The sequence below is a fragment of the Arcticibacter tournemirensis genome (genome assembly GCF_006716645.1).
GTDB lineage: Bacteria > Bacteroidota > Bacteroidia > Sphingobacteriales > Sphingobacteriaceae > Arcticibacter > Arcticibacter tournemirensis.
Window position 1 is genome coordinate 1,758,066 of record NZ_VFPL01000001.1, and the last position, 26,170, is coordinate 1,784,235.

The following is a 26,170-nucleotide window of genomic DNA, read 5'->3' on the forward strand; positions in this document are numbered from 1 at the left end:
GAATAATACATCCTACTTATGAATTTCATGAACAAAAAAATAGCTTTCATCAGCGAGCATGCATCCCCATTGGCTGCTCTAGGGGGAGTTGACAGCGGTGGACAAAATGTATATGTAGCCGAACTTGCTAAATTTCTGGCCCGTACAGGATTCCATATTGATGTCTTTACAAGGTGGGATGATGCGAATTTACCAAAGGTAGTAAATTGGTTGCCGGGAGTAAGGGTGGTCCATGTAAAGGCGGGCCCGGTTTGTTTTGTGCCAAAGGAAGAACTTTTGCCGTACATGCCCGAGCTCAGAGACAGCATGCTATCCTTTATTGCGAAGGAGCAGATTCAGTACGACCTGGTTCACGCTAATTTCTTTATGTCAGCAAAGGTAGCGGCCGAGCTGAAGGAGGCTTTAGATATCCCTTTCGTAGTAACATTCCATGCGCTGGGTCATGTCAGGAGGGTTCATCAGAAGGAGCAGGACAAGTTTCCTGCCGAACGGCTGCTAATTGAAGAGGACACTATCAGCAAAGCGGATAAGATCATCGCGGAGTGTCCGCAAGACAGAGAAGATTTAATAGAATACTATAACGCCTCTGCAGGTAAAATTACCGTTATTCCATGTGGCTTTAGTCCTGAAGAATTTCATCCGATGGATAAGCAGGAAGCGAGAGCATTGTTAAATCTGAATGACAACGAGCATATTCTGCTTCAGCTCGGCAGGATGGTTCCACGAAAGGGCGTTGACAACGTAATAAAATGTCTTGAATTTTTAAAGGAGGCGGAAAAGCCGCTAAGGTTAGTCATTGTTGGTGGCGAAACCGATATTCCGGATCCAGCGACCTGCCCTGAAATTGCGCGTCTTCAGAATATAGCTGTTGAAAAAGGCGTCTCGGCATCTGTAACATTTTTAGGCCGTAAGAATCGCGATTCATTAAAATACTATTACGCAGCTGCAGACATCTTTATAACGACTCCCTGGTATGAGCCATTTGGTATTACACCTTTGGAAGCTATGGCATGTGGTACTCCGGTGATCGGATCGAACGTAGGAGGAATAAAATACAGTATCATCGACGGAGAAACAGGGTTTCTTGTTCCGCCTAACAACCCTGAAGCGCTTGCCGGAAAGGTATCTCAGTTAATTTCAGATCAAGCGCTTCTGTCTAAAATGAGCCGTGAGTCGTTGAAACGCGTAAACTCTATGTTCACATGGCAAAATGTGGCAAAAATGACTGGCAATCTGTACGAACGTGTTTTGATGTCGACTTACCGATCGTCACTCGAACTACGACCTCAGATTAAGATTAATAAGAAGAGTCAGGCGGCTTAGCAATGGACAATGGACAATTGAGAATGGACAGGGGACAATGGACAGCCGGTATTCAGGTCCGAAAAAAATGTGAAGGGCTGATACTGTCAGCTTATCTGCTCAAATGTAGAACAGGGGACTGGTAAGTAAAAGTATCAGATAACTATTAATAATTAATGCAGGAAGCTTGACAGCCGTTGGCTAATAATGCAGCGCATGTTGCTGAACGCCGATCAAAAAGCTAATAGCCAATAGCTAACAGCTAATAGTCAAAATAAAAATGGAAAACTTAAACGGAAAAGTAATTTTAGTAACCGGAGGAGCGCAGGGACTCGGTAAAGCAATTTGTGAAACTTTAGCGGAAGCTGGGGCGACCGTAATTATTGGAGATATTCAGCAGGGAAAGGCGGAAGAGACAGCCGGGGAGATTCAAAGCAGGAATTTGAAAGCAGTATTCAAACGTCTTGACCTCAGCGAAGAGAAGAGCGTTGAGGACGTAATTGCTTCGATTAAAAGTGAGTACGGAAGTCTGGATGTTCTTATCAATAATGCCGGTATAGATTTTACAAAGCCTATCACTGAGCTTTCTGTGTCAGAATGGGACAGCGCCATGAAAGTTAATCTGCGTGGACCATTTCTCACAGCCAAGTTCGGGCTGGCTGTAATGGCAGAACAGCAAAGCGGATATATCATTAACATTATATCCACTGCCGCATTGAGGGCCTGGACTGAAGCCTCGGTGTATCATGCAAGTAAATGGGGCTTACGTGGATTTACTCAGGCGCTGTTTACAGAAGCGCGTAAATCGAACGTAAAAGTAACCGGTTTAATCGCTGGCGGAATGAGAACGCCTTTTCTCCTGGATCGTTTCCCTGATATTGATCCGTCTGTTTTACAGGATCCAGCCAATGTAGCTGCCCAAATCAAACACTTGCTGTTAAACGATACGGATACCATTATTCCGGAATTAATGGTGATCCCTTTTAAAGAAACTTCGTGGCCATAACATTTGATGAACAAGGCTGTATTTATAGATAAGGACGGCACCCTTATTCCCGACATTCCGTACAATACTGATCCGGACTTGATAACGCTGCAGGAAAATGCGGTTGAAGGTCTCAGGCGACTTAGCCATAATGGATACCTGATCATTATCATATCCAATCAATCGGGGGTTGCCAGAGGCCTTTTTAAGGAAGAAGCACTGAACGGAGTCAGGTCCAGAATTCAGGACCTGCTGGGAGAGGAACAGGTGACGCTCAATGGATTTTACTACTGCCCGCATCATCCCCTGGGAAATGTTGAGGAATACTGTATAGAGTGCGATTGCCGTAAACCAGAGCCGGGAATGTTTTTTAAGGCCTCCACCGACTTCAATATAGATCTCTCCTCCTCCTGGATGATAGGAGATATCCTTAATGACGTTGAAGCAGGAAAAAAGGCAGGTTGCCGGTCTATATTAATTAACAATGGGAACGAAACAGAGTGGCATCTTAAAGAAAGCCGGATTCCTGATTATTTAGTGAAGAACATTAATGAAGCTGCATTGCTCATTTTAAACAGGTGACAATGGACAGGTGACAATGGACAGGGGACAGTTGACAATGGACAATGGAAAAGTGGACAGTTGAAGCTTACAACGTTGTCGTATAACTTACAACTTACAATGTTAAGAGAAGACTGGAGAAACTGTAAAGATATACTTTGTATCCGTCCGGATAATATGGGCGATCTGTTAATGTCGGTTCCGGCGATCAGGGCTTTAAAGGAAAGCAGCGGTGCAAAGATCACTGTTCTTACGTCATCTATGGCGGCTGGGATAGCGCGAATGATTCCTGAAGTAGATGAAGTAATTGTTTTCGATCTGCCCTGGGTGAAGGCAAAGGCTCCCCTTGCGCCCGATTCATTGAATAAAGTGATCAAAGAGATACAGGAAAGGGATTTTGATGCAGCTGTGGTTTTTACAGTCTACAGTCAGAATCCCCTGCCTACCGTTATGCTGGCTTATCTGGCCGGGATTCCTAGACGTTTAGGCTATTGCAGAGAGAATCCCTACGAGCTTCTTACTGATTGGGTCCCAGATAAAGAGCCTTATTCACAGATAAAGCATCAGGTAAGAAGAGACCTTGATCTGGTCGCCGGGGTGGGAGCGCTAACTTCAAATGAAAAACTATTTATAGAGGTTGATGAAAGTCGATGGACTACACTTTCAGCTAAATTACAGACTTTACATATTGCTACGGAAAGACCCTGGATAATCCTGCATCCCGGAGTGAGCGAACAAAAGCGCGAGTATCCCCTGGAGTTATGGATAGAAGCAGGGATAGCCCTCGCCAATGACTATCAGCTGCTTATTACAGGCGGGCCTTCGGAAAAATGCTTAACCGATAAGCTGAAAAATGGTATAGGCGAGCGCGCCTTTTCGCTGGCCGGAGAGCTGGAGCTTCTTGAATTTATTCTCCTGGTAAAAAAAGCTCCGCTCGTTATTTCTGTAAATACCGGAACGATACACCTTGCGGCGGCTACACAAACGCCAGTCGTAGTACTCTATGCCCTTACAAACCCACAGCATTTTCCCTGGAAAACAACTGGAAAAGTATTGACCTTTGACGTACCCGAAGAGATGCGAAGCAGGAATGAAATAATAAACTTTGTGAACGAAAAGTACTTCTCTGTTCCGGCTCCGATGGTGAAACCACAGGAAATAGTTGATGCAGTGCGTACCATTCTTTCCGGCGACGGGGAGTTGATACCAGAGCTGCCAATCTAATCGCAATGCCACTTTAGGCAAATTATCCTTCTGTTTCCTTTATGATTTCCCTAAGTTTGCGGCTATTTCGTTATGTCGATACTCCTGTTTACACTCATTTTACTTGCCGGAGCCTTTGTCGCAGGGCTGCTTGGTTCGCTAACCGGTCTCGGCGGTGGTGTAGTACTGATACCGCTTCTGACTTTGGTTTTTGACGTCGACATCAGATACGCCATTGGCAGTGCCCTCGTAGCTTCAATTGCCACATCTTCGGGATCTGCCGCAGCGTACATTAAAGAAGGTATAACGAATATAAGGATTGGGATGTTCCTTGAAATTGCAACCACGACCGGTGCAATAATCGGAGCGCTTATTGCCATATATACGGCTACCCATATCGTTGCTATCATTTTCGGTATTGTACTTCTATTCTCGGCGATGATGTCGATGCGCAAAAAGAATGAAGTGGCAGAAACTGAAGAAAAAAGCTTACTGGCCCGTCGTCTGAAATTAAATGGCAGCTATCCCTCTAAAGAGGGGATCGTTGAATATAAGGTACAACGGGTTGCCGGAGGATATGCTCTTATGACACTTGCCGGCGTAATTTCCGGATTGTTAGGCATCGGGTCAGGCGCATTGAAAGTGTTGGCCATGGATACCGTTATGCGTGTGCCTTTTAAAGTAAGTACAACCACCAGCAACTTTATGATAGGAGTAACAGCTGCCGCCAGTGCCGTAGTTTACCTCCAGCGCGGTTATATCGATCCGGGGTTGGCTATGCCTGTGGTAATAGGCGTATTGGGAGGAGCATTTGCCGGGTCCAGGATACTTGTTGGCGCCAGTACTAAAAAGCTTCGCATTTTGTTTAGCATCGTCATAAGCTTTCTTGCTCTGGAAATGATATATAATGGTTTAATGGGCAATCTATGAAGAATATTATTAAATCATTCCGTAACGATAGCGATGTCGCCTCATTCGTCGGACGGCTTTTAAGAACAGGTGTTTTTACAGCCAGCGCCGTGGCTCTGCTGGGAGGAATCATTTACCTCGTGCGTCATGGTTCAGAAGTTCCTGATTACCGCATTTTTAAAGGAGCACCCGATGAGCTTCGTCATCTGCCGGGTATTTTTAAAGGCGTTTGGTCTTTTAGCGGCTCTGCTATTATTCAGCTGGGCGTAGTTGTTTTACTCGCAACGCCGATCCTGCGGATATTTTTCTCAGCTGTTGCTTTTGCCATTGAAAAGGACTATTTGTATGTTCTTATCACTCTCATTGTACTTGGTATTATTATATTTGGAATGCTTGGAGGCTTGGGAGGATAAACATGACAACAAAAGCTGCACCAATAGGAATATTTGATTCAGGTTATGGTGGCCTGACCGTTTTTAAGGAGATAGTAAAACAACTGCCCGGATATGATTACATTTATTTAGGCGATAATGCACGTGTTCCCTATGGTACACGGTCTTTCGAAACGGTATACCGTTATACTCTTGAATGTGTTGAGCAACTGTTTGGTATGGGCTGTCGTCTGGTGATCCTTGCCTGCAATACGGCGTCGGCAAAAGCACTTCGCAGCATTCAGCAAAATGACTTGCCCAGGTCGAAAGAGCTTCGGCGGGTACTGGGCGTGATCAGGCCTACTGCTGAAATCGTAGGTTCCTATACCAGATCCGGAAAAGTCGGAATTCTCGCTACTCCGGGTACTGTCTCTTCCGGGTCCTACGTGATCGAAATTGAAAAGTTTTTCCCGACTATTGAAGTGTTCCAGGAAGCCTGCCCGATGTGGGTACCACTTGTGGAGAATAATGAGTTTAATTCACCCGGAGCTGATTATTTTATTCAGAAGAATTTAAATAACCTTCTGGGCAAATGCCCCGGGATAGACACAGTCGTTCTTGCGTGCACGCATTACCCTCTCCTTATCTCTAAGATACGTCAATTTCTTCCTCCTCATATCCAGATCGTGTCTCAGGGAAAACTCGTGGCTCAGAGTCTTCAGGACTATCTGAACAGACATGCTGAGATCGAAGCCCTCTGTTCAGATGGAGGTACAATTCGCTATTTCACGACGGAATCGTGCGGCAATTTCAATGATAAAGCTGCTATATTTCTGGAGTATCCGGTAGAATCCGAACATATTGAAATCTAACGGGATACGTTATTTTGATCGTTTTCATAACCCGTTAGGCGCATAGTCTGTCTCTTTCGTTTCCTGATTATAAAATCTACCAATACATAAATCAGGAAGAGGATCGTGCTGATAACCGATATCCAAAGTATCGCTTTGTCCATACTCTCTTCCCCTGTGAAAACAGCAATCAGAATTACGAGCGGAAGCGTGCCGGCAACAGTAGCGAGTATATACCTTAAAAAACCCATCCTCAGTAAGCCGGCAACAAAATGGAGGGCGTCATTCGGAAGAATAGGCGAAGTCCGGATAACAGCCACGACGCCTATCCCATAGCGATGGACCCAGCTCTGGATACTCTTCTGTGTTTTTTCTCCGATCAGCTTTTTCAGGGCGTATGGACCCAGGTATATTCCCGTGTAATAACCGGCAGTAGAGGCGCCGAGCACTGCGAAGATCGAGATAAGACTTCCCCACCAGGGGCCATAGCATATTACTGCTACTATCATCAGCAGAAAGTTCGGGATAAAGAGTAAAAAGGCCTGTAAGGTCATGGTAATTATAATGATTGCAGGTCCCCATAATCCAAACTGTTTTACCCAGGCTTCAGCTCGTTGTTTGTCTTTACTCATCAAAACCTGGAACCCTTCATTTACCTGCTGATGAAATGACGGAATGATAAAGTAGGATCCAACCAGAAGTATAATTATTGCCAATGAAATCCACAGGGGAAGGTTTTTGTGTTTCTTTACTATTTCTTTAATATTGTCAGGCATAGATGTTATCGTGTTTATTTCGTATAACAAAAAAAATACAAACTTGCTTGAGTGTAATGCTATCCTGAAGCTCAATGTGCAGCCAGCAACGGAAATCTGATCTTAAAAAGCTATTTTTGCGCATTATTTGATTTCATCCCCAAGAAAATGAGTATTTCTAAAATATACGACCCTAAAGAAGCCGAAGATAAGTGGTATAGTTACTGGCTGGAAAAAAAGTTTTTTCATTCGGAACCTGATGAGCGTGAGCCCTATACTATCGTAATTCCTCCGCCGAATGTGACGGGCGTCCTCCATATGGGGCATATGTTGAACAATACCATTCAGGATGTTCTCATTCGCAAAGCAAGGATGCAGGGAAAAAATGCCTGCTGGGTGCCAGGTACCGACCACGCTTCTATCGCTACCGAAGCAAAGGTAGTGGCTATGCTTAAAGAAAGAGGAATAGAGAAGAAGGATATAAGCCGCGAGGAATTTCTGAAATACGCATGGGAGTGGAAAGAAAAATACGGCGGTATCATTCTCAAGCAACTCGAAAAGCTGGGTGCTTCCTGCGACTGGGACCGCACCCGGTTCACAATGGATGAGGCTCTTTCGGAAGCTGTTAAGGATACTTTTATTCATCTTTATAAAAAAGGCCTGATCTACCGCGGGATACGGATGGTAAACTGGGATCCTAAGGGAATGACTGCCGTTTCGGATGAGGAAGTGATCCGTAAAGAGGTAAATCAGAAACTGTATTACATCAGATATCAGATTGCGGGTTCGGGCCTGCAACCTGCAACTCACAACCAGCAATCCGAAATTCCCGGCTATATTGTCATTGCCACGACCCGGCCGGAAACAATAATGGCGGATACAGCAATTTGTATCAATCCTAATGATGAACGGTATCGCTTTTTAAAAGGAAAGAAGGTGCTTGTTCCTTTGATCAACCGCGAGATCCCCGTAATTGAAGATGAGTATGTTGAAATGGAGTTCGGTACGGGCTGCTTGAAAGTTACCCCTGCACATGACTTGAACGACTACGAACTGGGTGTTAAACACCACCTGCCTGTAATTGATATCCTGAACGACGACGGTACCTTAAACGAAAAGGCCGAAATACTTGTAGGGGAGGAGCGTTTTGTTGCGCGCAAGAAAATTGCCCGTATGCTCGAAGAGGCAGGTATGCTTGAAAAGGTTGAAGATTATAAATCACAGATTGGTTTTTCTGAGCGTACCGACGCGGCGATAGAGCCTAAATTATCTCTGCAATGGTTTTGCAGGATGGAAGAGATGGCAAAACCTGCCCTCGAATACGTTCTGAAGGGGGATATTAAATTGATTCCTGATAAATTTATGAATACCTACCGCCACTGGATGGAGAATGTGAAGGACTGGTGTATCAGTCGCCAGCTGTGGTGGGGCCAGCGGATTCCTGCATGGTATAACGAAAGAGGCGAATGGGTTGTTGCCAGCGATCTTGCAGCCGCAGAGCAGGAATTCCGGAATGCCAACATCAGTTTTCAGAGCATCCGTCAGGACGAAGATGTGGTAGATACATGGTTCTCTTCCTGGCTCTGGCCAATGTCGGTGTTCGATCCGAAAGTATGCGGCCATCCCGAGGAAAAAGGAAATGCCGACATCAACTATTACTATCCAACGAACGACCTTGTAACAGCGCCCGAAATCCTTTTCTTCTGGGTTGCCAGGATGATTATGGCTGGTAATGAGTTCAGGGGAGAAGTGCCGTTCAGGAATGTTTATCTTACAGGTATAGTGAGAGATAAGCTTGGCCGGAAGATGTCGAAGTCGTTGGGTAATTCTCCCGACCCGATTGAGCTGATCGAAACCTATGGCGCTGACGGCGTTCGGGTAGGGATGCTGCTTTGTTCACCTGCAGGAAACGACCTGATGTTCGACGAATCTTACTGCGAACAGGGTCGTAATTTTGCTAACAAGATCTGGAACGCGTTCCGGCTTGTTAAAGGATGGACCGTAACCGAAGCTTCCGAAGCAGGTAAAGAAAATATTGCTGCGATAAACTGGTTTGAGAGCCGCTTTAACGAGGCCTTAATAGAAATAGAAAATCATTTCAAACAGTACCGTCTTTCTGAAGCCCTGATGGCGATATATAAACTGGTATGGGATGATTTCTGTGCATGGTACCTGGAAATGATAAAACCGGGATATCAGCTTCCTATCGACAGCCGAACCTTTGATGCTACCAAAGCGTTCTTTGAGAGTATTCTGAAATTGCTCCATCCTTTTATGCCATTTCTTACCGAGGAGCTATGGCACGACGAAATATTTGCTGAAAGAGGTGCAATGGAATGTTGTATTGTTGCTCCTTATCCTGTATCGGGGGAAATAAATGGAAAGCTTCTGAGAGAAATAGATATAGTGAAACAAGTTATTTCGGAAGTTCGTAATATTCGCAACAGTAAGCAGATTTCTCCAAAGGAAGCCCTGCCCCTGGCTATCAATGCCAACTCCGATATTGAGTATTCTGAATATCTGCCGATCATTCATAAACTGGCAAATATCACCGAAGTATCCTTTGTAGAAGAAAAGCCTGCCGGAGCCGCTGCGTTTATAGCGGGCCGCGATGAGTTCTTTGTAAGCCTTGAAGGGAATATAGATGCAGAGGCCGAGCGCGAGCGTATAACAAAGGAACTGGACTATCTCAAAGGATTTCTTAAGGCAGTAAACGGAAAACTTTCTAATGAGCGGTTTGTTCAGAATGCAAAGCCCGACATAGTTGAGAACGAACGTAAAAAGAAGGCGGATGCAGAGGCCAAAATTATAATCCTTGAAGAAGGTCTGAAACTGTTTTAAGCAGGAAGACCGATGCAGGATTGACATTTGTAATACCCTAAAACTTAAATATGAGAAAAACTTTTTTATTCATTTTCTTAGTCTCTCTTTTTGCCTGTCAGCAGCCGTCAAAAAAGAAGAAGGTAGTCGAAAAACCACAGGTTGACGCTAAAATTCTTGTATCCTGCGAAGGCATAGGAGATGTGAAACTTACAGATACCTATCCGGAACTCAAAAAGAAATTTGGCCGCGACGCTATCACCGAACATGAGAACAATGTGGAGGGGAAGTTCCTTAGCCTTTGGGAAGGTAAACCTAAGCAGGTAAACATTATTTTTCAGCACGAAAAGGATGCCCCCTTTAAGCGGATAAAATATATCGAGACCGGTGCTTCTGACTCTCCGTATATGACGAGCGACAGTTTGAGGGTTGGGTTATCACTCAAAGATCTGGTCAGAAGAAACGGCTTTATGCCTCTTACCTTTAATAATTTTTATGGCGAGGTAGAGAGTGGCCTCATTATCAGCTTCAATAACGGTGATCTCTCGCGTACAAACTCTTGTTTTGGCGGAAAGCTGGAATGGGTGAGCCAGGAGAATATCTATAAAGATGCATATGATGCTTTTAAAAAGAGGAAAGTAGTAGAGTCTTCCGACGATATTTTTAACAGGATGGAAGTTATGTTGGGAAGCATCCGGGTTACAGCAAAATAATAAGCCTTTAACATACATAATTCAATAACTATGCGCGTTTTTCTTTTTCTAAGTATACTGCTCTTCGCTGCATGCAATAATTCATCCGATAAGGGCGACAAAGCAGCTAAAAAGATACAATCTATAGACACTGCGAGTGAAGGAGGAAGCGAAATTACCTGCTGGGGGATTGGTGATATAGATCTGGATAATGATATGCAGTCGCTTACAGGGAAGGTGGGTAAAGCGAATGTTACTCAAGACTCCCTTTTTAAGGAAGGTTCATTTGAAGGCTTCGTAACAACCCTTTGGAAAGGATCTCCGAAGGAGATCATTGTGCACTGGAAGGAAAAGAAGGAACCCTATCAAACGATCGATCACCTTGAGATCACCAGTCCTGAATCGCCCTACCACTTTGTGAACGGAATAAAGATCGGCACTACGCTGAAGGAGATGGAAAAGCTCAATGGCGGAACAACCATAAGTCTTTATGGTTTCGGATGGGACTACGGAGGCACCTTTATTAGCTTTAATAAAGGAAAGCTTGCCGGTGACATTCCTTGCTTTGGTGGTGTGTTTGCCCTTCCTGAAAATGCGGAGACCAGTGACACGAAAGATGTCATGGGCGACTCGAAGATCAGCTCTTCTCATGCGGCTTTTACGAAATACGACCCGAAGCTGGTTACGATCAGGGTAAAGAGTTAATGCTCACTTGTAGTCAGGCAGCGATTCGATGAATTTATAACTTTTTGTTTCGAAGTCGATGGTGCAGTAATAATGCTGCAATCCGTTACTCACAGCCAGAAGCGGTATCTTGTGGACTATATTATACCGTGCAATCTGATCAAATACTTTTTGATTTATGGCGACGGAGGGGGCTTTACATTCTATCATTAATATTTTTTCGCCCTGCGAATTGAAGACCACGATATCGGTCCGTTTTTGCAGTGAATGCAATTTTAAGCCACCTTCAAGCTTGATCAGCGTTTTAGGGTATTTCTTCTCCTGAATGATAAACTGAACGAAGTGTTGCCTTACCCACTCTTCGGGTGTTAATACAAGGAACTTCTTGCGGATATCATCAAAAATGAAATTTACATCCCCTTCCTGTTTTATTTTAAAAGGATACGCAGGAAGATTTAACGGTACTGGCTCAAACATCAGCGCGAAAATCGGGAAAAAAAATCAAATATGATTTTCTTACCTTAGCATCAGAAATGACTGTTGCTGCATTATTGAACGACCTCAAGGCCCGGAAATTCAAGCCGGTTTACCTGTTTCACGGCGAAGAGCCTTTTTATATCGACCTGTTTAGTGATTATATTGAGAAAAATCTTCTTACCGATGCAGAAAAGGGCTTCAATCAAACGGTACTATATGGCCGGGATACCGATATTATGACCGTTTTAAATTCTGCCAAACGCTTTCCGATGATGAGTGATTACCAGTTGGTATTAATCAAGGAAGCGCAGGACATGAAATGGGGGAAGGAAACGGAAGATAAGAAGTCGATCGATCCTTTTCTTACTTACCTCGAAAAACCCCTTGCCAGTACCATTCTTGTATTTTGCTATAAACACGGAAAATTCGATAAACGGAAGAAGACCTATAAAGCAATAGAGAAGAATGGCGTCGTTTTTGAATCGGCCGTTATTTACGAAAACAAAGTTCCTGCCTGGGTAGAAGACTTTGTAAGGGAAAAAGCCTATCGCATCAATCCCCGGGCGGCTGCTCTTATCGCCGAATATCTCGGAAACGACCTCTCAAAGATCTCAAATGAACTGGAGAAGCTGATGTTAAACATTCCGAAAGGCAATGAGATATCAGTAGACGATGTGCAGAATAACATTGGTATAAGTAAGGAATACAATGTTTTTGAACTACAGGATGCTTTGGCTAAGCGCGATATTTTGAAGGCGAACCGTATTATTAACTATTTTGGCTCAAACACAAAAGCGAATCCAATACAGATGGTATTGGGAGCGTTAAATACCTGGTTTACCAAGATATTGAAATACCATTATATAGCAGACCGGAGCCCTCAGACGCTTGCAAAGGAATTGGGGGTAAATCCCTACTTTATTAAAGATTACCATCTGGCGGCGAAGAGTTTCAATTTATCCCGCACGTTTGAAGTGATCAGCTACCTACGCGAATATGACCTTAAAACAAAGGGAGTGGACTCGACAGGAAATACCGAAGATGGCGACTTACTAAAAGAGCTCATATTTAAGATCCTGCACTGATTGAGTTTACGTCATAAGTATAAGTGACTTATAATCTTTGTTATAGAAACAACAAGTCTTACCTGGCTTTACAGTCCCTCTAAAGTACTCCAAAATGTTTCCTGCCGCAGAATAACGTCTCTGCTTTCCTGCATTACAGGAATAGAGAAATCACAGATAAGAATTTACGGAAACAGATAGTTTTCTTGTATAATGAGGCCAGAATTGTATGACAATCGTTCGGGACTTGTTCTGGAACTATTCGGGGTGAGTGCAGGGTGAGAGCACAGTGAGTGCACGGTGAGTGCACCTTTTCCCGGAAAAACGTGCACTCACCGTGCACTCACCCTGCACTCACTGTGCTGACAACCCGAAGAATTCTCCTGTCTCATTACAACGAGGGCCATACAAATCTACACCTTCTCTTATTCTTTATCTACATAAAAGAATGATTGATGGCAGATGCCGCTATTTCAACACATTTGCTTGCTTCTGGTTGAGCCTGTGCGATGTTTTAATGATTGGAATGGAACATTAGCCTTTCCCCCGGCTTACTATCATTAAATTGCCCATTTTCGTAAGCCAGATGGCCCGAGACAATAGTATGAGTGATCCTTGAATCAAAGGTATAGCCCTCGAATGGACTCCAGCGACATTTGGAGAGGATATTTTCCTTCGATACTTTTACCTGTTGATTAAGATCGGCGAGAACAATATCGGCATAATAACCTTCCCGGATGAACCCTCTTTGCTTCAGTTTAAAGCATATCGAAGGGTTGTGTGCCATCTTTTCAACGATCTGCTGCAGGCTGAGCTTTTCCTGATGGTAAAACTGCAGCATAGCTAACAGGGCATGCTGTACAAGAGGGCCTCCCGACGGTGCCTGAAGGTATGATTTCGACTTTTCTTCTATGGTGTGTGGTGCATGGTCCGTGGCTATTACATCGATTGATCCGTTAATGACGGCCTTGAGAATCGCATCTCTGTCAGCCGCTGTTTTAACAGCAGGGTTCCATTTAATCCAGTTACCCTTTTCCTGGTAATCCTCGTCAGAGAACCAAAGATGATGTATACAGGCTTCAGCCGTGATCCTTTTATCCTGCAAGGGGATCGTATTCGTAAACAGTTCCGTCTCTTTTCCGGTTGAGATATGCAGAATATGAAGACGGGTATTATGCTTTTTTGCCAATTCAACCGCAAACGAAGAAGATTTATAACAGGCTTCGGTACTTCTGATCAAAGGGTGCATTTCGGGACTGATATTCTCAACATATCTTTCTTTGAATATCTCCATATTCCGCCGGATGGTTTCCTCATCTTCGCAATGGGTTGCAATCAGCATCGGCGTTTTGGAAAAGATGGATTCGAGGGTCTTTTCATTGTCAACCAGCATATTTCCGGTTGACGATCCCATGAATATTTTAATTCCGCATACGCGTTCCGGATCAGTCTTCAGCACCTCTTCAAGATTGTCATTTGTTGCCCCCATGAAGAACGAATAATTTGCCAGCGACTTCTTTGCGGCAATGCTGTACTTTTCTTCGAGAAGTTCCTGTGTTACCGTATTGGGGACGGTATTCGGCATTTCCATAAACGAGGTGATCCCGCCTGCAACTGCAGCCCTGCTTTCACTTTGGATATCAGCCTTATGCGTTAAACCCGGCTCCCTGAAATGGACCTGATCATCTATACAACCAGGCAGCAGATGCAGCCCCTCTGCATTTATCTCCTTGTCTGCTTTTAGGTTAAGCGATGGCGCGATTTGTTCGATAAATCCGTCTTTAATAAAGACATCCGAGGCAAAGATCCTGCCCTCATTAACTATTGTAGCGGCTTTTATAAGAATGGACGACATAGCGATAAAATAAGGACGAAGTTAAGCATTTATCATTATTGTGTCTTTTCTACGAAATTCAATAACTCTTTTGTTTTCTGCCTTGTTACTAAATGGGTGCATAGAACATATAAATGCAGCCTAAAATGTTATGAAGATTGATTTGAGTAGTAAAACCGCGTTGGTAACCGGCGGAAGTAAAGGTATAGGCAAGGGTGTAGCCCGTTCTCTCTCCGAAACCGGAGCAAAGGTGTTTATCTGTGCGCGCGAACTGAATGAGCTTGAAGAAACGGTCGCGGAAATATCCTATGATACCGGAACTCCTGTAAAGGCAATTCAGGCGGATATCACAAGTCAGGATGAAGTCGACAGCTTAATGGAAACCATCAGAAATCATTCAGGCGGCGTCGATATTCTGGTTAACAATGTTGGTGGAATAGGGCGTCAAGCCCCTTTTGAGGAAATCGATGCGGAAGAGTATTTGTCGCTTTACGATCTTAACGTAGTAACAATGATCAGGCTGGTAAAGGCTGTCGCGCCGGGCATGATTGCCAGGCGTTGGGGCCGGATCATTAATATGTCGTCGGAAAATGGCTTGCAGCCCTATCCCGATATGATCCCTTACAACTTAACTAAGGCTGCCATTATTAATCTAAGCAAGGGCTTGTCGAAGCTTTACGGAAAGCACAATATCCTGGTCAATACTGTTTCTCCCGCTTTTATTTATACGCCTCTGGTCGACAGCATGCTTCGTGCTCAAGCTGCCGACAGGGGGATCTCTAAGGAAGAGGCACAGCATCAGTTTCTTGAGCAGAACCGGCCCGGTATAGAGCTTGGACGCCCCGGCACCATCGAAGAAGTAGGTGCTGCTGTTGCGTTTCTTGCCTCGGAACAAGCGTCGTTTATAACGGGAGCTAATCTGCGGGTAGACGGTGGTTCGGTTTCGACCATATAAGAACCAACCAAAACACTATCTTTGCAGCTATGCCTTCTTTTGAAGATTTTAAATTAAACCGTCAGATTCTGAATGCGGTAGCTGATGCAGGTTATACTGTACCAACACCTATTCAGCAAAAAGCTATAAGTCCTATCCTTTCAGGACAGGATATTATGGGTATAGCGCAAACCGGCACCGGGAAGACGGCAGCTTATGTACTTCCTATGCTGATGAAGCTGAAGTACGCTCAGGGAACCGACATCAGGGCGCTTATTCTGGCTCCTACCCGGGAGCTGGCAATGCAGATCGAAGAGAATATTAAGGTTTTTACTAAGTATACCGATCTTCGTTCGCTGGTGATTTACGGCGGCTTAGGCCCTAAAACACAGATTGAACAGCTTAAGAAGGGGCTCGACATTCTCGTGGCCACACCAGGTCGTTTTCTGGATCTTTATCTCGAAGGACATATTCCGGTTAAGTCCTTGCAGTTCCTGGTAATTGACGAAGCAGATAAAATGATGGATATGGGCTTCATTGGATCCATCCACCGCATTCTTGAAGTCGTTCCCCGCAAGCGCCAGAACTTACTTTTCTCGGCAACGATGAGTGAGCTCGTCCATAAAATAGCGGGCGACTTTCTGAAATTCCCTACAGTAATAGAAGTAGACCCGCAGGCTACACCAGCTGCAACTGTACAACAGGCACTCTATTACGTTCCTAACATAAAAACGAAGATTAACCTTCTTCAGTACCTTCTTCAGAGGGACGAAGAGTTAAACCGCCTGATCATCTTTTGCAAAACCAAAGAGGTCGCCGATAATATTTACAAATATCTTGAAAGAAAATATGGCCAGGATCAGGTGAAAGTGATCCATGCCAATAAAGGGCAAAATACCCGGATCAACTCAATTAATGCATTTAAAGACGGGGAGGTAAGGATCCTTGTGGCCACAGATGTTGCTTCGCGCGGGATCGATGTGCTGAACGTCAGCCATGTGATCAATTTTGACGTTCCAATCATTATTGAAGACTATGTTCACCGGATAGGACGTACTGGAAGAGCGTTTAATACGGGAGACGCGATTACATTCTGCAACCCTGCCGAAGAATATTACGTACGTAAAATAGAGAAACTCATCAGGCAGCAGATTCCTGTTGCAGATATTCCCTCTGATGTTTTCGTAGAGGAAACACCGTATGAGGAGAGGCAGGCCATTGCAAGAGAAATTGACATGCAAAAGAGAAAAGAAGATCCTGAATTTAAGGGTGCTTTTCATGAAAAGAAGTATGCAAATTCGGTAAAGAAGACTTCAAAGCCGGGAAGCGGCAAGACGAGCGCTTTTAGTAGAAAAAAAGGATCAGCGCCCTCAGGTAGAAAAGCTGGAAATTCAAAGGCAGGTTTTTCGAGAGGCAGAAAAAAAGGATGAAAACCAGATTGACCCCTTTAAATGTCGTTTCGGCGGCTCTTCTGGTCGCTTTATTGTATCCTCTGGTGCACGCCGGCAGTTCGGAAAAACTTTTAAGCACCGTTTTGCTGCTCATACTTGTAATCATTTGTGCTGTTGCTGATATTGTTTTCAGGGGTTTTTTGCGTGATTTAAAACGTATTTGGATTGTTGAAACGATATTTGTCATCTTTGTAGCGATTTTGCTGCTGATATTCAGAGCGGCGGGCAGCTGACCCAGTGCCTTCAGTAATTAGCTGTCAGCAAATGCTATCAGCTGTCGGCAGTTGGGTTGATCCGTCAATCGCCAGGCACCTGTATATTATCAAATAATAATCATCAAATAGTAATCTGTGTAATCATCAATCAATAATAATGAAGAAAGCCGAAATAAAACTGACAATAGAACTGGACGATAATAATGTTCCTGAGAATATTAAATGGGAGTCAACGGATTCGGAAAACAAAGAACAACTCGCAACAAAAGCCATGATACTAGCCCTGTGGGATCATAACTATAAAAATTCGTTGAGGATAGACTTGTGGACCAAAGATATGCCCGTAGATGAAATGAAACGATTTTTCTACGAAACCCTTCAGACGATGGGCGACAGTTTTCTGAGGGCAACAGGCGAGAAAAATATAGTAGAGGATCTCAGAGACTATTGCGCACATTTTGCTGAGAAAATGGAGATTAAGCAGGGCCAGTAAAGTTTTATTATCTAACTTAGTACGTAAAACTGAACACTTACAACTCAAAAAGGTGAAAATTAAAAATTATTTAGGCCTGTGCGGCGCCTTATTGATAATAGGCGGAGGCCTTAGTCCCATGGTTCACTTGCCCATTATTGGAAACTGGAATTATTGGGACCTTCATTCAGGCATTGCTTCCATCGTTTATGTACTTGCAGCTTTAGCTATCATCGCGGCATTTACAGGAAAATCAGGCTTGCTGAAGTTTTGCGGATGGGCTGAGCTGCTGTTAATTCTCCTGACGCTTGTTGCTGTGCACTTCAAAGTAAATGATTCATTTAGTTTTATTCCATTCAAGAAGCTTGCCCGTGCCGCTGCCGGCATTGTGCATTATCGTTGGTCTGGGTGGATATTGCTTTTGCTTGGCGCCGTAGTTATGATTATCGCAGGCAGAAGAAAACGCACTGAACGTGCTCAGTCTCTGAGCAATCAGTTGCGCGGGGAATAATATCGGAGGGACGGAGCCGGGGCGGTCATACTATCACAACAGGTTGAGCTGACCAATCTGCATCATCCGGGCTTCGTGCTCAAGAAGCCATTTTTTTCGCCAGAGCCCTCCGGCATAGCCGACGAGCGTTCCCGAGCTGCCAATAACACGGTGGCAAGGGACAACTATCATCAGGTTGTTTCTTCCGTTCGCTGCTGCTATCGCGCGGATAGCCAGGGGCGTTCCCATCCGGCGGGAAAGTGCCGCATAGCTGATGGGGTAGCCCGGCGGGATGTTTAACAGTTCCTGCCAGACGCTCTGCTGAAAGTCTGTGCCCTGCTGTGCTATCGGAAAATCAAAAGAGCTTCGTCTCCCCTCAAAATATTCATTTAACTGTTTTGCTGCTAAATCAGTAAGCGCCGAGGAGGAGGGGAATTCCTCCGGTTCCTGTTCCTTGCAGCTGATGCAATAAACATACTCTTCATCTGCCTTAATACTGATGACTCCAATGGGGCTCTGAATAGATGATGAAAACATGTTTAAAGATAATAATTTTGTTACGCTCAAATATCTGCCCGCTCTTGTTTCTTACCGCTATCCATTATCTTTGTGGCAATGGATTTACTGGGACAGGTGAGATACCTTATAAAGAAAGAGATTGTGCTTGAATGGCGGTCGAAGTATGCTTTAAACGGAATCCTGCTGTATGTGGTGTCAACTATCTTTGTATGTTACCTGTCGTTTAAGCAGATAAACCCTGTAACCTGGAATGCTCTTTTCTGGATAATCATGCTTTTTGCTTCGGTCAATGCCATAGCTAAAAGTTTTCTTCAGGAGAATAAAGGGCGGCAATTGTACTACTACAGCATCGCCAGCGCCCGCGCCATTATCATTTCAAAAATAGTTTACAACATCCTGTTAATGCTGTTGCTGTCGGTGATTGCTATAGCTTTCTACTCACTGGTGTTCAATAATCCAATTGGCGACCCGCTTTTCTACTTGCTTTCTGTACTTGCCGGTAGTATCAGCTTTGCTTCCGTATTTACCATGATTTCCGGCATCGCATCAAAAGCAAATAATAGCGGAGCGCTGATGGCGATCCTTAGCTTTCCGGTAATTATACCTCTGCTTATCGTGCTGATAAAGTTTTCAAAGAATGCGATGGACGGACTTGACAGAAGTGTCAGCCTCGACGAAATAGGGGTCCTCCTGGCCATTAATATTATTGTTATAACCATCTCGCTGCTGCTGTTCCCGTTTCTCTGGAGGGATTGACGATTAGCTTTCAGCAATCAGCTTTCACCTCTTCTTTAAGCTTTCACCTTTCTGCTTTCCGCTCTACTTTAAACTTATCCTTTCAACTTTCAACACTCAACTTTCAACACTCAACTTTCAACTCCTCCGCCATGGCATGATTTTTTCTTATTAACTAATAAGAAACACACACTAAGGACTGTTATATGATAAATAAACCCCTGTTAATGCCAAATAAGACGTTTTTTAAAGGTATTTTTTTAAATCTCTTTATTTTTTTAATCCTGTTTTCGTTAAGCAATTGCAGCAAAAGGAAGTCAGGAGAGCAACCTGTACTGGACAGTGCTTATGTAACGCAGTACATGAATTCGAAGCCTGCATTTAAAGATGACCTTTATTGGGCCATGCAGTTTTATAAAGCAAGAGAATATAAGCTTGGCTGGTTTAAAGATCACGAAGTGGTTCCTGAAGCTGAAAAAATGCTTCAGGCTGTAAGCAAGGCTGAAGAAGAAGGGCTTGATCCAGCGAGGTATAATATAGTAGATTTTAAAAAGCTGTTTAAAGACCTGAAAGGCATAAAGAGGGATCTTGATAAACGTGATGCTCTGGAACAGGAAATAGATGCAGCGCTCTCCGCGACTTATTTAAACTGGGCCTCAGATTATTACAGGGGATTGCTGGAGCCTCGTGAGGCCAGGAAAGCGGATTGGGATGTGAAAAGAAACAGGATGAAGCTTGACCTTGCGCTGCAGACGGTATTGGGAGAAAGGGAAGATAAGCTGCCGTTTGCCAGCTTTCAGCCGATGCACCCTCAGTATGCTAACCTCAAGAAAGCTCTGGCAAACTACCGTCAGATTAAGGAAGACGGGGGATGGCCAAAGATTCCGCCCGGAGCAAAGCTGAAAGTCGGGCAGCGCTCTGAACTCGTTCCGCTGCTGCGCAAGCGTCTTTCTGCTTTTATAGCCAGGGATAGCGTCTCAGAACAAGGTGTTAATAATACGTTCAGTAAAGATCTTTCGGTTGCACTGAAACGCTTTCAGGATCAGAACGGGCTCACTGCAAATGGAGTGCTCACCCCTGAGACTATTAACTTTATGAATATCCCGGTTGAGGACCGCATCCGGCAGGTAATTATCAATATGGAAAGATGGCGCTGGATACCTCAAAGCTTTGAACCAAACTATCTCATCGTCAATATCCCTGAATATAAGCTTAGGGTTTACGAAAATGGTAAGGAAAAAATGGGCATGAAAGTGATTGTCGGCAAGGAGCTCAATTCTACCCCTATATTCAGCGACAAAATGGAGCATGTTGTAATATCTCCTTATTGGAATATTCCACCCGGTATTCTTAAGGAAGAAATAGCACCTAAGGCTGCCTCTAATTCGGGTTTCCTTGAGGCGATGGATATGGAAGTCATTACAAAGGACGGAGGTACAGTAGATCCTTCTACAGTCGACTGGTCGGCTGCTGGTACCTCTGGCTTTCAGTACATTGTACGCAGAAAACCCGGACCTAAAAATGATTTAGGAAGGGTGAAGTTTATATTTCCGAACTCCATGAACATATACCTTCACGATACGCCTTCTACTCAATTATTCAGTCAGTCGAAGCGCGACTTTAGTCATGGTTGCGTTCGCGTTGAAAAACCGATAGAACTCGCAGCATATTTGCTACGCAATGCGGGATGGGACCGATCAAAAATATTGGACCAGGTGAGTACGCGTGAAGAGAAGTATGTGCCATTAAAAGAAAAGCTTCCTGTCTACATTGTTTATTTTACTGCTGCTGCAGATGAGAACGGCAGAGTAAGGTTTTATGATGATGTTTATGAGCACGACCGCAAGCTAAAGGCGATGTATTTTAGTAAACTGTAGCTTAGTATGGGGTAGCAAGTAGCAAGATGCAAGTATCAGGTAGCAAGATGCAAGTATCAGGCAGCAAGATGCAGGTTGCAGGAATCAGGTATCAAGATGTAGGGTGCAAGTATCAGGCAGCAAACCGCGATAGGTTGTATGTTTAATTAAACGTACAACCTATTACTTAAAACTTATAACTTTATCCCATGAACCCCGAAATACTTCAGCAGATAGTGACAATGAAAATGCCGTTTGGCAAATATACCGGGACTTTGATTTGCAACCTTCCTGAGTCGTACCTCGTTTGGTTTTCGCAAAAGGGATTTCCTCAGGGTAAACTTGGCATGATGCTGCAAACGATGTACGAGATCAGGCTAAACGGTCTTGAATATTTGCTGACACCGCTTAAAAACAAGACAATGGGCAATGTGAATATCGAAACTTTTAAAGGCCCTTACAAAAAGTAACTGGTAAAGCAATGAGGGTGTCGACGCCACTACTCAACCCCAATTCAGCTTTCGGCATTCCATTTTCAGTATTTCACTTTCTCTTTGAACATTCAACTTTGAACATTCAACGTTCAACTTTCAGCCCTCGCCTTTCGGCTTTCACCTCTCAACCTTGAACTTTCAACCTTCAACTCTCCGCTTTATCGGTAGGCTGTATGTCGTTTTCTACTTCAAGCTTTTGTTGTACTTTATCACTTTTTGATCGCAATTGCCGGTTTTTCATCGGACTCTCACCCGGGTTTTCATCTCCCAGAAGTACTCCCCAGGGCTTGAACATTTCAGAACGGTCGAAAATTATCTTCATGACCGCAATGATCGGCAAGGAAAGGAACATACCTGAAATTCCCGAAATTGCCCCTCCTATGAGGACGCCGACTATCGCTCCGAGTGCATTGATCCTCACCTTTGACCCTACTATGCGTGGCATAAGGATATTATTATCGAGGAATTGGACGAAAGCGATCGTACATAGCACAATCAACACCGGAGTCAGGGACTGCGAGGAACTAAGTGTTAAAATTACCCCTATGATATTGCCAATAAGCGCACCCACGTAAGGGATCAGATTAAGAAGGGCGAATAACACGCCGATCAACAAAGCATGTTTGATGCCAAACAGAAGTAATAAGCCCCCTACGAGAACACTCATATAGGTGATTTGGATTAGCAAGCCAATAAGATAGCTCTTGATGATTGATTCGCTTTCGCCTAATACTTCTTCTACTTTTTCGTGTTGATCGGGCTTGAACCACATGAAAATGAAGCGCAGAAGCAGATTCTTATAAGAAAGTATCAGGAATACATAGATTGGTAAAAGTCCGAGGAATATGAAAGCAGAAGATACAGAACCTGCAGCTCCGCCCAGTATGGAAGCCGAATAATTTAGCAGCTTGCTGCTTTGTTCATCAATGAATTTTAACTGCTCCGTGGTAGAGAAGTGGCTGATGTCATTGATCCATTTACTCAGAGAACTGAGATGTAGACTGACGTTTTTCTGAATCTGGGGGAAGTCGGCTATCATGCGACCCATCTGCGAAGAAAAAAACCATCCGATTAATGAAACAATGGTTAGCATCAGCAGGATTGGAATCAGGATGGCCAGAAAATCAGGAAATCTTTTCTTTCGGAAGAACCGGTACAACGGCAGCAGAACGATGCTGATAAAGAATGCCATGATAAGAGGCATAATGATATTATTTCCAAGCACCAGAAGTGCCCCGAGTAAGAACAGGCCAAGCAGCTCTATGGACCGCTTTACTGTTACAGGAATTTCTTTCATATATATGTGTGAGATTAAAGTTATAACAAAGAAAGAACAAATAGGTTGCGGATACAATCTCCATTCAGAAGAAATATATTACTCTTCCTGCCTTATACGGGTGATCATAAAAGATATGGAACATCCGAGCAGCGCCATCAGGGCGAAGGCCCATCTGAGGCCGGCGGTGTGAGATATATAACCGATGAGTGGTGGTACGAGTAAGAATCCAAAATACCCGACTGTAGATATAGCGGCAACTGCAGGGCCAGTACCCATAGCTTTCGATTTACCGGCCATGCTGAAGATCAAAGGTACTACGCAGGACACACCAAGACCGATGAGCATAAATCCGAAACCTGCAGTAAGAGGGAATGGAAACAGTGCGGCCATAGAAAGACCAGAAAAGATCATAATGCCGCTATATTTCAGCATCGATCTTACGCCGAAGCGACCAACGAGCCTGTCGCCTGTAAATCTTCCCGCAGCCATAGCTACCATATATACTACATACCCAAGGGTTACCACGTCTTTAGAAGCGTGTACCACCTTCTGAAAATAAATCCCACTCCAGTCGTACATAGTGCCCTCACAAGCCATTGAAACAAAGGATATCAGTCCAAATTTCAATAGTGATTTATCGGGGAGGATAAAACTGGCTTTTCCTCCGCTCTGCGATGGCGGCTGAGGAAGCGTGCCGGGAAATGCAAAGAAACTAAGTATTACGAGCAGTATTCCCGAAATAAGTAAATGGTAGGAGGGTGGGACGTCTGTGGAGACCATAAAGGATCCCACGGCTGCTCCTGCAAAGCCAGCAATGCTCCAGATGCCGTGGAAAGTGGTGATGATTGAACGGTTATATAAAGCCTGTACCCCGATTGACTGGGCATTCATGGAAATGTTTAAAAAGTTGCGGGAAGAGCCGAACAGGAAAAGCACCACTACAAGCTGCCAGGTAGATGTTGCAAAGCCTATCAGGCTCAGCATAAAGTTAAACAGCACAGCTCCGGTCAACATGATCAACCGGCTGCTGAATCGTTGCAGCAGAAAGCCTGTAACTGGTAGTGTAAGCATCAGTCCAAGCGGAAGGGCAAATAGTACAGATCCAAGCTCCGCGTCGCTCAAATCAAGCTTTTGTTGTATGGCAGGGATCCTCGAAGCCCAGGTTGAGAATCCGAAACCGGAGACAAAGAAAAATAATGTGATGGCAACGCGTGCCTTTGTGGGAGAATTCATCTTAAGCTGTCAGCTTCCGGCTTATGGCAGTCAGCCTTCTATTTGCCGTTTTGTTGAAATTTCTGCGAAAGTATGAAAAATGTAGAGTAATCAGCAAATCCTTATCTTTAGAGCATGAATCATTCAGTAATTAGCCGCTATCAGGAGATGATCGGCTTGTCGGACAATGAAATCACGAGATACAGTCGTTTAGCCAACAGATACTCTCTGCTTCGTTTGTTTGCTCTCGTTCTGGGTGGTGTGATTATCTGGCAAACATTTGAATACGAGAAAATCTGGCTTACAGAGCTGGCGTTTTTCCTGTTGATCGTTGTCTTTGCATGGCTGGTGAGCCGGCAAAGCCGATATGATAAAAAGAAGCAATTTTATATATCGTTAAAGAAAGTGAACGAGAATGAAATCAGCAGCATCAATACCCAGGAGAATATATATCCCGATGGCTCGCTGTTTGCTGAAGAACAACATCCTTATTCATCCGATCTGGATATTTTCGGCAAAGCATCGCTGTTTAAGCTGCTGAATCGCTCTGCCACTTTCCCGGGTAATCAAAAGCTCGCCGGCTGGCTGCTGCAACCTGCAGGAAATGCAGAAATAAGAGAAAGACAGGCTGCCGCAAAAGAGCTATCATCGAAACTGGACTGGAAAATGAAGTTTCAGTCGGTATTGCTGTTTGCAAATAACAACACGGGAAATAGCGATGTACAGGGGCTGATTAAATATCTTGAACTTATTCACGACAAAAGAAAAAGCTGGATCAAGGTGTACATAAAGGCGGTACCCTGGGTGTTTCTGACTGCAACGGTCCTGGCTTATTTTTATCCCCCCCTGCTCTTATTTCTTTTTATTCCGGGACTCATAAATATTGCGCTTGTTTTAAGCAGGCAGCCAGACGTAAACAGAGTTGAAAGGACCATTGGAAAGGCTGGAAACACTTTGGCATTCTATTCAGATGCATTTAAGATGCTGGAAGAAGAGCAGTGGTCTTCGCCCCTATGTCAGAAGCTTCAGGATGAGCTGAAAAGCTCAGATAACAAGAGGCTATCTGAGCAGGTAAAAGGCCTTTCGGTACTGCTTAACCGTTTGGAATACAGGTTGAATGTATTTATAGGGCCGGTGCTCAATGTGACGATGGCATGGGACGTCAGGCAACTGCTTGCAATTGAAACGTGGAAATCAGAAAACAGGTTATTGGTTGCAAAGGCCTTTGATGTACTGGCTACGGTGGAGTCGCTGATAAGCATCGCCGGGATTCATATAAATTATCCGGAATGGTGCTTCCCCGAATTAGTGGACCATGACCATTATACCCTCTGTGTTAAATCGGCCGGTCATCCCCTTATTCCTGTTGATAAACGTATTGAGAACGACTTCTATCTGGAGAATAACCATAATATTGATATCATTACAGGTTCTAATATGGCGGGTAAAAGCACCTTCCTCCGCACTCTGGGCATCAATGCTGTGCTTGCGTTCTGCGGAGCCCCCGTTTGCGCCGTGGAAATGAGGATTACAAACATGAAGATCTTTACCTATATGCGGATTAAAGACTCTCTTAATGAAAGCATATCGACTTTTAAAGCAGAACTAAACCGATTACAACAATTGCTGGATGCACTTCGTACAGGCGATAAAGTATATTTTCTGATTGATGAGATGCTCAGGGGAACAAACTCTGCAGATAAGTACCGGGGATCTAAAGCTATCATTGAAAAGCTTATAGGTCAAAAAGCCGTAGGAATTGTAGCAACTCACGACTTGCAGATCGCGGAGCTGGAAGAGAAATATCCTGAATATATCAGGAATTTTTATTTTGATATACAAGTACAGGGTAGTGAGATGCATTTCGATTACAAGCTGAAACACGGAGCCTGTAAAACGTTTAATGCATCGTTGTTATTGAGGCAATTAGGAATTGAAATCCCAGGAGACCACTGAATTAATTGAGTGGTCTGTTAAAGGTAAATCGACTTATTGGCTTTCTGTA

At 44.1% G+C, this 26,170-nt stretch carries 26 protein-coding genes; 20 read left to right on the forward strand and 6 right to left on the reverse strand.

Going from position 1 to position 26,170, the window contains the following annotated elements; all coding sequences use genetic code 11:
• Positions 1-27: 27 nt before the first annotated feature.
• From BDE36_RS07485 to murI, 7 genes are all read left to right on the forward strand, one after another.
• Positions 28-1,323, forward strand: coding sequence for a glycosyltransferase family 4 protein (locus BDE36_RS07485; protein WP_141814369.1), 1,296 nt, complete (start codon positions 28-30; stop codon positions 1,321-1,323).
• A 259-nt stretch (positions 1,324-1,582) separates the two neighbouring features.
• Positions 1,583-2,308: an SDR family oxidoreductase gene (locus tag BDE36_RS07490; RefSeq protein WP_141814370.1), complete on the forward strand. Its 726-nt coding sequence runs from the start codon at positions 1,583-1,585 to the stop codon at positions 2,306-2,308.
• Positions 2,309-2,314: 6 nt separating this feature from the next.
• Entirely contained in the window at positions 2,315-2,869 is a 555-nt protein-coding gene (locus tag BDE36_RS07495) for a D-glycero-alpha-D-manno-heptose-1,7-bisphosphate 7-phosphatase (protein ID WP_235904260.1), read from the forward strand.
• A gap of 99 nt (positions 2,870-2,968) precedes the next feature.
• A complete protein-coding gene (locus BDE36_RS07500) occupies positions 2,969-4,072 on the forward strand; it encodes a glycosyltransferase family 9 protein (protein ID WP_141814372.1) in 1,104 nt (367 codons plus the stop codon).
• A 72-nt stretch (positions 4,073-4,144) separates the two neighbouring features.
• Positions 4,145-4,981 (forward strand): sulfite exporter TauE/SafE family protein, encoded by an 837-nt coding sequence (locus BDE36_RS07505; RefSeq protein ID WP_128769503.1) that lies wholly within the window; start codon positions 4,145-4,147, stop codon positions 4,979-4,981.
• Entirely contained in the window at positions 4,978-5,373 is a 396-nt protein-coding gene (locus tag BDE36_RS07510; protein WP_141814373.1) for a DUF1634 domain-containing protein, read from the forward strand. The genes BDE36_RS07505 and BDE36_RS07510 overlap by 4 nt, the downstream gene beginning before the upstream one ends.
• 2 nt (positions 5,374-5,375) lie before the next feature.
• The gene (murI, locus tag BDE36_RS07515; RefSeq protein WP_141814374.1) at positions 5,376-6,203 is read left to right on the forward strand and encodes a glutamate racemase; all 828 of its coding nucleotides are present in this window, start codon (positions 5,376-5,378) and stop codon (positions 6,201-6,203) included.
• On the opposite strand, the gene BDE36_RS07520 is transcribed toward murI, so the two are convergent.
• A complete protein-coding gene (locus BDE36_RS07520; protein ID WP_141814375.1) occupies positions 6,200-6,958 on the reverse strand; it encodes a TVP38/TMEM64 family protein in 759 nt (252 codons plus the stop codon). The genes murI and BDE36_RS07520 overlap by 4 nt on opposite strands.
• A 147-nt stretch (positions 6,959-7,105) precedes the next feature.
• Between BDE36_RS07520 and BDE36_RS07525 the strand changes: the two genes are divergently transcribed.
• Genes BDE36_RS07525 through BDE36_RS07535 form a run of 3 tightly spaced genes read left to right on the forward strand, consistent with a single transcriptional unit; the run spans position 7,106 to position 11,154 of the window.
• Positions 7,106-9,778 (forward strand): valine--tRNA ligase, encoded by a 2,673-nt coding sequence (locus BDE36_RS07525; RefSeq protein ID WP_141814376.1) that lies wholly within the window; start codon positions 7,106-7,108, stop codon positions 9,776-9,778.
• 50 nt (positions 9,779-9,828) lie between these two features.
• Positions 9,829-10,470, forward strand: a complete 642-nt coding sequence (locus BDE36_RS07530; protein WP_141814377.1) for a hypothetical protein — start codon at positions 9,829-9,831, stop codon at positions 10,468-10,470.
• A 30-nt stretch (positions 10,471-10,500) separates the two neighbouring features.
• On the forward strand, positions 10,501-11,154 hold the full coding sequence (locus BDE36_RS07535; protein ID WP_141814378.1) for a hypothetical protein: 654 nt from the start codon (positions 10,501-10,503) through the stop codon (positions 11,152-11,154).
• A gap of 3 nt (positions 11,155-11,157) precedes the next feature.
• On the opposite strand, the gene BDE36_RS07540 is transcribed toward BDE36_RS07535, so the two are convergent.
• A complete protein-coding gene (locus BDE36_RS07540; protein WP_141814379.1) occupies positions 11,158-11,610 on the reverse strand; it encodes a type I restriction enzyme HsdR N-terminal domain-containing protein in 453 nt (150 codons plus the stop codon).
• 56 nt (positions 11,611-11,666) lie between these two features.
• On the opposite strand from BDE36_RS07540, the gene holA reads away from it, so the two are divergent.
• Complete coding sequence (holA, locus tag BDE36_RS07545) at positions 11,667-12,695, forward strand: DNA polymerase III subunit delta (protein WP_141814380.1); 1,029 nt, start codon at positions 11,667-11,669, stop codon at positions 12,693-12,695.
• Between the two features lie 493 nt (positions 12,696-13,188).
• Here holA and BDE36_RS07550 read toward each other — a convergent pair whose 3' ends face one another.
• Positions 13,189-14,529, reverse strand: a complete 1,341-nt coding sequence (locus BDE36_RS07550) for a dihydroorotase (RefSeq protein ID WP_141814381.1) — start codon at positions 14,527-14,529, stop codon at positions 13,189-13,191.
• 130 nt (positions 14,530-14,659) lie between these two features.
• Between BDE36_RS07550 and BDE36_RS07555 the strand changes: the two genes are divergently transcribed.
• The 5 genes from BDE36_RS07555 (at position 14,660) to BDE36_RS07575 (ending at position 18,091) form a co-directional block, all read left to right on the forward strand.
• A complete protein-coding gene (locus tag BDE36_RS07555) occupies positions 14,660-15,463 on the forward strand; it encodes an SDR family NAD(P)-dependent oxidoreductase (RefSeq protein WP_141814382.1) in 804 nt (267 codons plus the stop codon).
• 29 nt (positions 15,464-15,492) lie between these two features.
• Positions 15,493-16,872: a DEAD/DEAH box helicase gene (locus BDE36_RS07560; RefSeq protein ID WP_141814383.1), complete on the forward strand. Its 1,380-nt coding sequence runs from the start codon at positions 15,493-15,495 to the stop codon at positions 16,870-16,872.
• The gene (locus BDE36_RS07565; protein ID WP_128769491.1) at positions 16,869-17,126 is read left to right on the forward strand and encodes a hypothetical protein; all 258 of its coding nucleotides are present in this window, start codon (positions 16,869-16,871) and stop codon (positions 17,124-17,126) included. The genes BDE36_RS07560 and BDE36_RS07565 overlap by 4 nt, the downstream gene beginning before the upstream one ends.
• Positions 17,127-17,265: 139 nt before the next feature.
• Positions 17,266-17,601 (forward strand): gliding motility protein GldC, encoded by a 336-nt coding sequence (gldC, locus tag BDE36_RS07570; RefSeq protein WP_128769490.1) that lies wholly within the window; start codon positions 17,266-17,268, stop codon positions 17,599-17,601.
• Between the two features lie 52 nt (positions 17,602-17,653).
• Complete coding sequence (locus BDE36_RS07575) at positions 17,654-18,091, forward strand: hypothetical protein (RefSeq protein ID WP_128769489.1); 438 nt, start codon at positions 17,654-17,656, stop codon at positions 18,089-18,091.
• A gap of 33 nt (positions 18,092-18,124) precedes the next feature.
• On the opposite strand, the gene BDE36_RS07580 is transcribed toward BDE36_RS07575, so the two are convergent.
• The gene (locus BDE36_RS07580; RefSeq protein WP_128769488.1) at positions 18,125-18,607 is read right to left on the reverse strand and encodes a methylated-DNA--[protein]-cysteine S-methyltransferase; all 483 of its coding nucleotides are present in this window, start codon (positions 18,605-18,607) and stop codon (positions 18,125-18,127) included.
• Positions 18,608-18,685: 78 nt separating this feature from the next.
• Between BDE36_RS07580 and BDE36_RS07585 the strand changes: the two genes are divergently transcribed.
• The 3 genes from BDE36_RS07585 to BDE36_RS07595 all read left to right on the forward strand — a co-directional run bounded on the left by BDE36_RS07585 (position 18,686) and on the right by BDE36_RS07595 (position 21,650).
• Entirely contained in the window at positions 18,686-19,345 is a 660-nt protein-coding gene (locus BDE36_RS07585) for a heme exporter protein CcmB (RefSeq protein WP_128769487.1), read from the forward strand.
• A 206-nt stretch (positions 19,346-19,551) separates the two neighbouring features.
• Entirely contained in the window at positions 19,552-21,201 is a 1,650-nt protein-coding gene (locus BDE36_RS07590; RefSeq protein ID WP_244939608.1) for a L,D-transpeptidase family protein, read from the forward strand.
• A 188-nt stretch (positions 21,202-21,389) separates the two neighbouring features.
• The gene (locus BDE36_RS07595; protein WP_128769485.1) at positions 21,390-21,650 is read left to right on the forward strand and encodes a DUF3820 family protein; all 261 of its coding nucleotides are present in this window, start codon (positions 21,390-21,392) and stop codon (positions 21,648-21,650) included.
• Positions 21,651-21,819: 169 nt separating this feature from the next.
• On the opposite strand, the gene BDE36_RS07600 is transcribed toward BDE36_RS07595, so the two are convergent.
• Positions 21,820-22,971: an AI-2E family transporter gene (locus BDE36_RS07600; protein ID WP_141814385.1), complete on the reverse strand. Its 1,152-nt coding sequence runs from the start codon at positions 22,969-22,971 to the stop codon at positions 21,820-21,822.
• Positions 22,972-23,049: 78 nt separating this feature from the next.
• A complete protein-coding gene (locus BDE36_RS07605) occupies positions 23,050-24,186 on the reverse strand; it encodes an MFS transporter (protein WP_141814386.1) in 1,137 nt (378 codons plus the stop codon).
• Between the two features lie 114 nt (positions 24,187-24,300).
• On the opposite strand from BDE36_RS07605, the gene BDE36_RS07610 reads away from it, so the two are divergent.
• Positions 24,301-26,121 (forward strand): MutS-related protein, encoded by a 1,821-nt coding sequence (locus tag BDE36_RS07610; protein ID WP_141814387.1) that lies wholly within the window; start codon positions 24,301-24,303, stop codon positions 26,119-26,121.
• The last annotated feature ends 49 nt before the right edge of the window (positions 26,122-26,170 follow it).

Excerpts from the sequence above, each read along its gene's own strand:
- BDE36_RS07595 (WP_128769485.1), top strand. The coding sequence starts at position 21,390 with ATGAACCCCGAAATACTTCAGCAGATAGTGACAATGAAAATGCCGTTT.
- BDE36_RS07555 (WP_141814382.1), top strand. The coding sequence starts at position 14,660 with ATGAAGATTGATTTGAGTAGTAAAACCGCGTTGGTAACCGGCGGAAGT.
- BDE36_RS07530 (WP_141814377.1), top strand. The coding sequence starts at position 9,829 with ATGAGAAAAACTTTTTTATTCATTTTCTTAGTCTCTCTTTTTGCCTGT.
- BDE36_RS07485 (WP_141814369.1), top strand. The coding sequence starts at position 28 with ATGAACAAAAAAATAGCTTTCATCAGCGAGCATGCATCCCCATTGGCT.
- BDE36_RS07510 (WP_141814373.1), top strand. The coding sequence starts at position 4,978 with ATGAAGAATATTATTAAATCATTCCGTAACGATAGCGATGTCGCCTCA.
- BDE36_RS07525 (WP_141814376.1), top strand. The coding sequence starts at position 7,106 with ATGAGTATTTCTAAAATATACGACCCTAAAGAAGCCGAAGATAAGTGG.
- gldC (WP_128769490.1), top strand. The coding sequence starts at position 17,266 with ATGAAGAAAGCCGAAATAAAACTGACAATAGAACTGGACGATAATAAT.
- BDE36_RS07540 (WP_141814379.1), bottom strand. The coding sequence starts at position 11,610 with ATGTTTGAGCCAGTACCGTTAAATCTTCCTGCGTATCCTTTTAAAATA.
- BDE36_RS07605 (WP_141814386.1), bottom strand. The coding sequence starts at position 24,186 with ATGAATTCTCCCACAAAGGCACGCGTTGCCATCACATTATTTTTCTTT.
- BDE36_RS07610 (WP_141814387.1), top strand. The coding sequence starts at position 24,301 with ATGAATCATTCAGTAATTAGCCGCTATCAGGAGATGATCGGCTTGTCG.
- BDE36_RS07490 (WP_141814370.1), top strand. The coding sequence starts at position 1,583 with ATGGAAAACTTAAACGGAAAAGTAATTTTAGTAACCGGAGGAGCGCAG.
- BDE36_RS07565 (WP_128769491.1), top strand. The coding sequence starts at position 16,869 with ATGAAAACCAGATTGACCCCTTTAAATGTCGTTTCGGCGGCTCTTCTG.
- BDE36_RS07500 (WP_141814372.1), top strand. The coding sequence starts at position 2,969 with ATGTTAAGAGAAGACTGGAGAAACTGTAAAGATATACTTTGTATCCGT.
- BDE36_RS07550 (WP_141814381.1), bottom strand. The coding sequence starts at position 14,529 with ATGTCGTCCATTCTTATAAAAGCCGCTACAATAGTTAATGAGGGCAGG.
- BDE36_RS07560 (WP_141814383.1), top strand. The coding sequence starts at position 15,493 with ATGCCTTCTTTTGAAGATTTTAAATTAAACCGTCAGATTCTGAATGCG.
- BDE36_RS07535 (WP_141814378.1), top strand. The coding sequence starts at position 10,501 with ATGCGCGTTTTTCTTTTTCTAAGTATACTGCTCTTCGCTGCATGCAAT.
- BDE36_RS07520 (WP_141814375.1), bottom strand. The coding sequence starts at position 6,958 with ATGCCTGACAATATTAAAGAAATAGTAAAGAAACACAAAAACCTTCCC.
- BDE36_RS07505 (WP_128769503.1), top strand. The coding sequence starts at position 4,145 with ATGTCGATACTCCTGTTTACACTCATTTTACTTGCCGGAGCCTTTGTC.
- BDE36_RS07585 (WP_128769487.1), top strand. The coding sequence starts at position 18,686 with ATGGATTTACTGGGACAGGTGAGATACCTTATAAAGAAAGAGATTGTG.
- murI (WP_141814374.1), top strand. The coding sequence starts at position 5,376 with ATGACAACAAAAGCTGCACCAATAGGAATATTTGATTCAGGTTATGGT.
- BDE36_RS07495 (WP_235904260.1), top strand. The coding sequence starts at position 2,315 with ATGAACAAGGCTGTATTTATAGATAAGGACGGCACCCTTATTCCCGAC.
- BDE36_RS07580 (WP_128769488.1), bottom strand. The coding sequence starts at position 18,607 with ATGTTTTCATCATCTATTCAGAGCCCCATTGGAGTCATCAGTATTAAG.
- BDE36_RS07600 (WP_141814385.1), bottom strand. The coding sequence starts at position 22,971 with ATGAAAGAAATTCCTGTAACAGTAAAGCGGTCCATAGAGCTGCTTGGC.
- BDE36_RS07590 (WP_244939608.1), top strand. The coding sequence starts at position 19,552 with ATGCCAAATAAGACGTTTTTTAAAGGTATTTTTTTAAATCTCTTTATT.
- holA (WP_141814380.1), top strand. The coding sequence starts at position 11,667 with ATGACTGTTGCTGCATTATTGAACGACCTCAAGGCCCGGAAATTCAAG.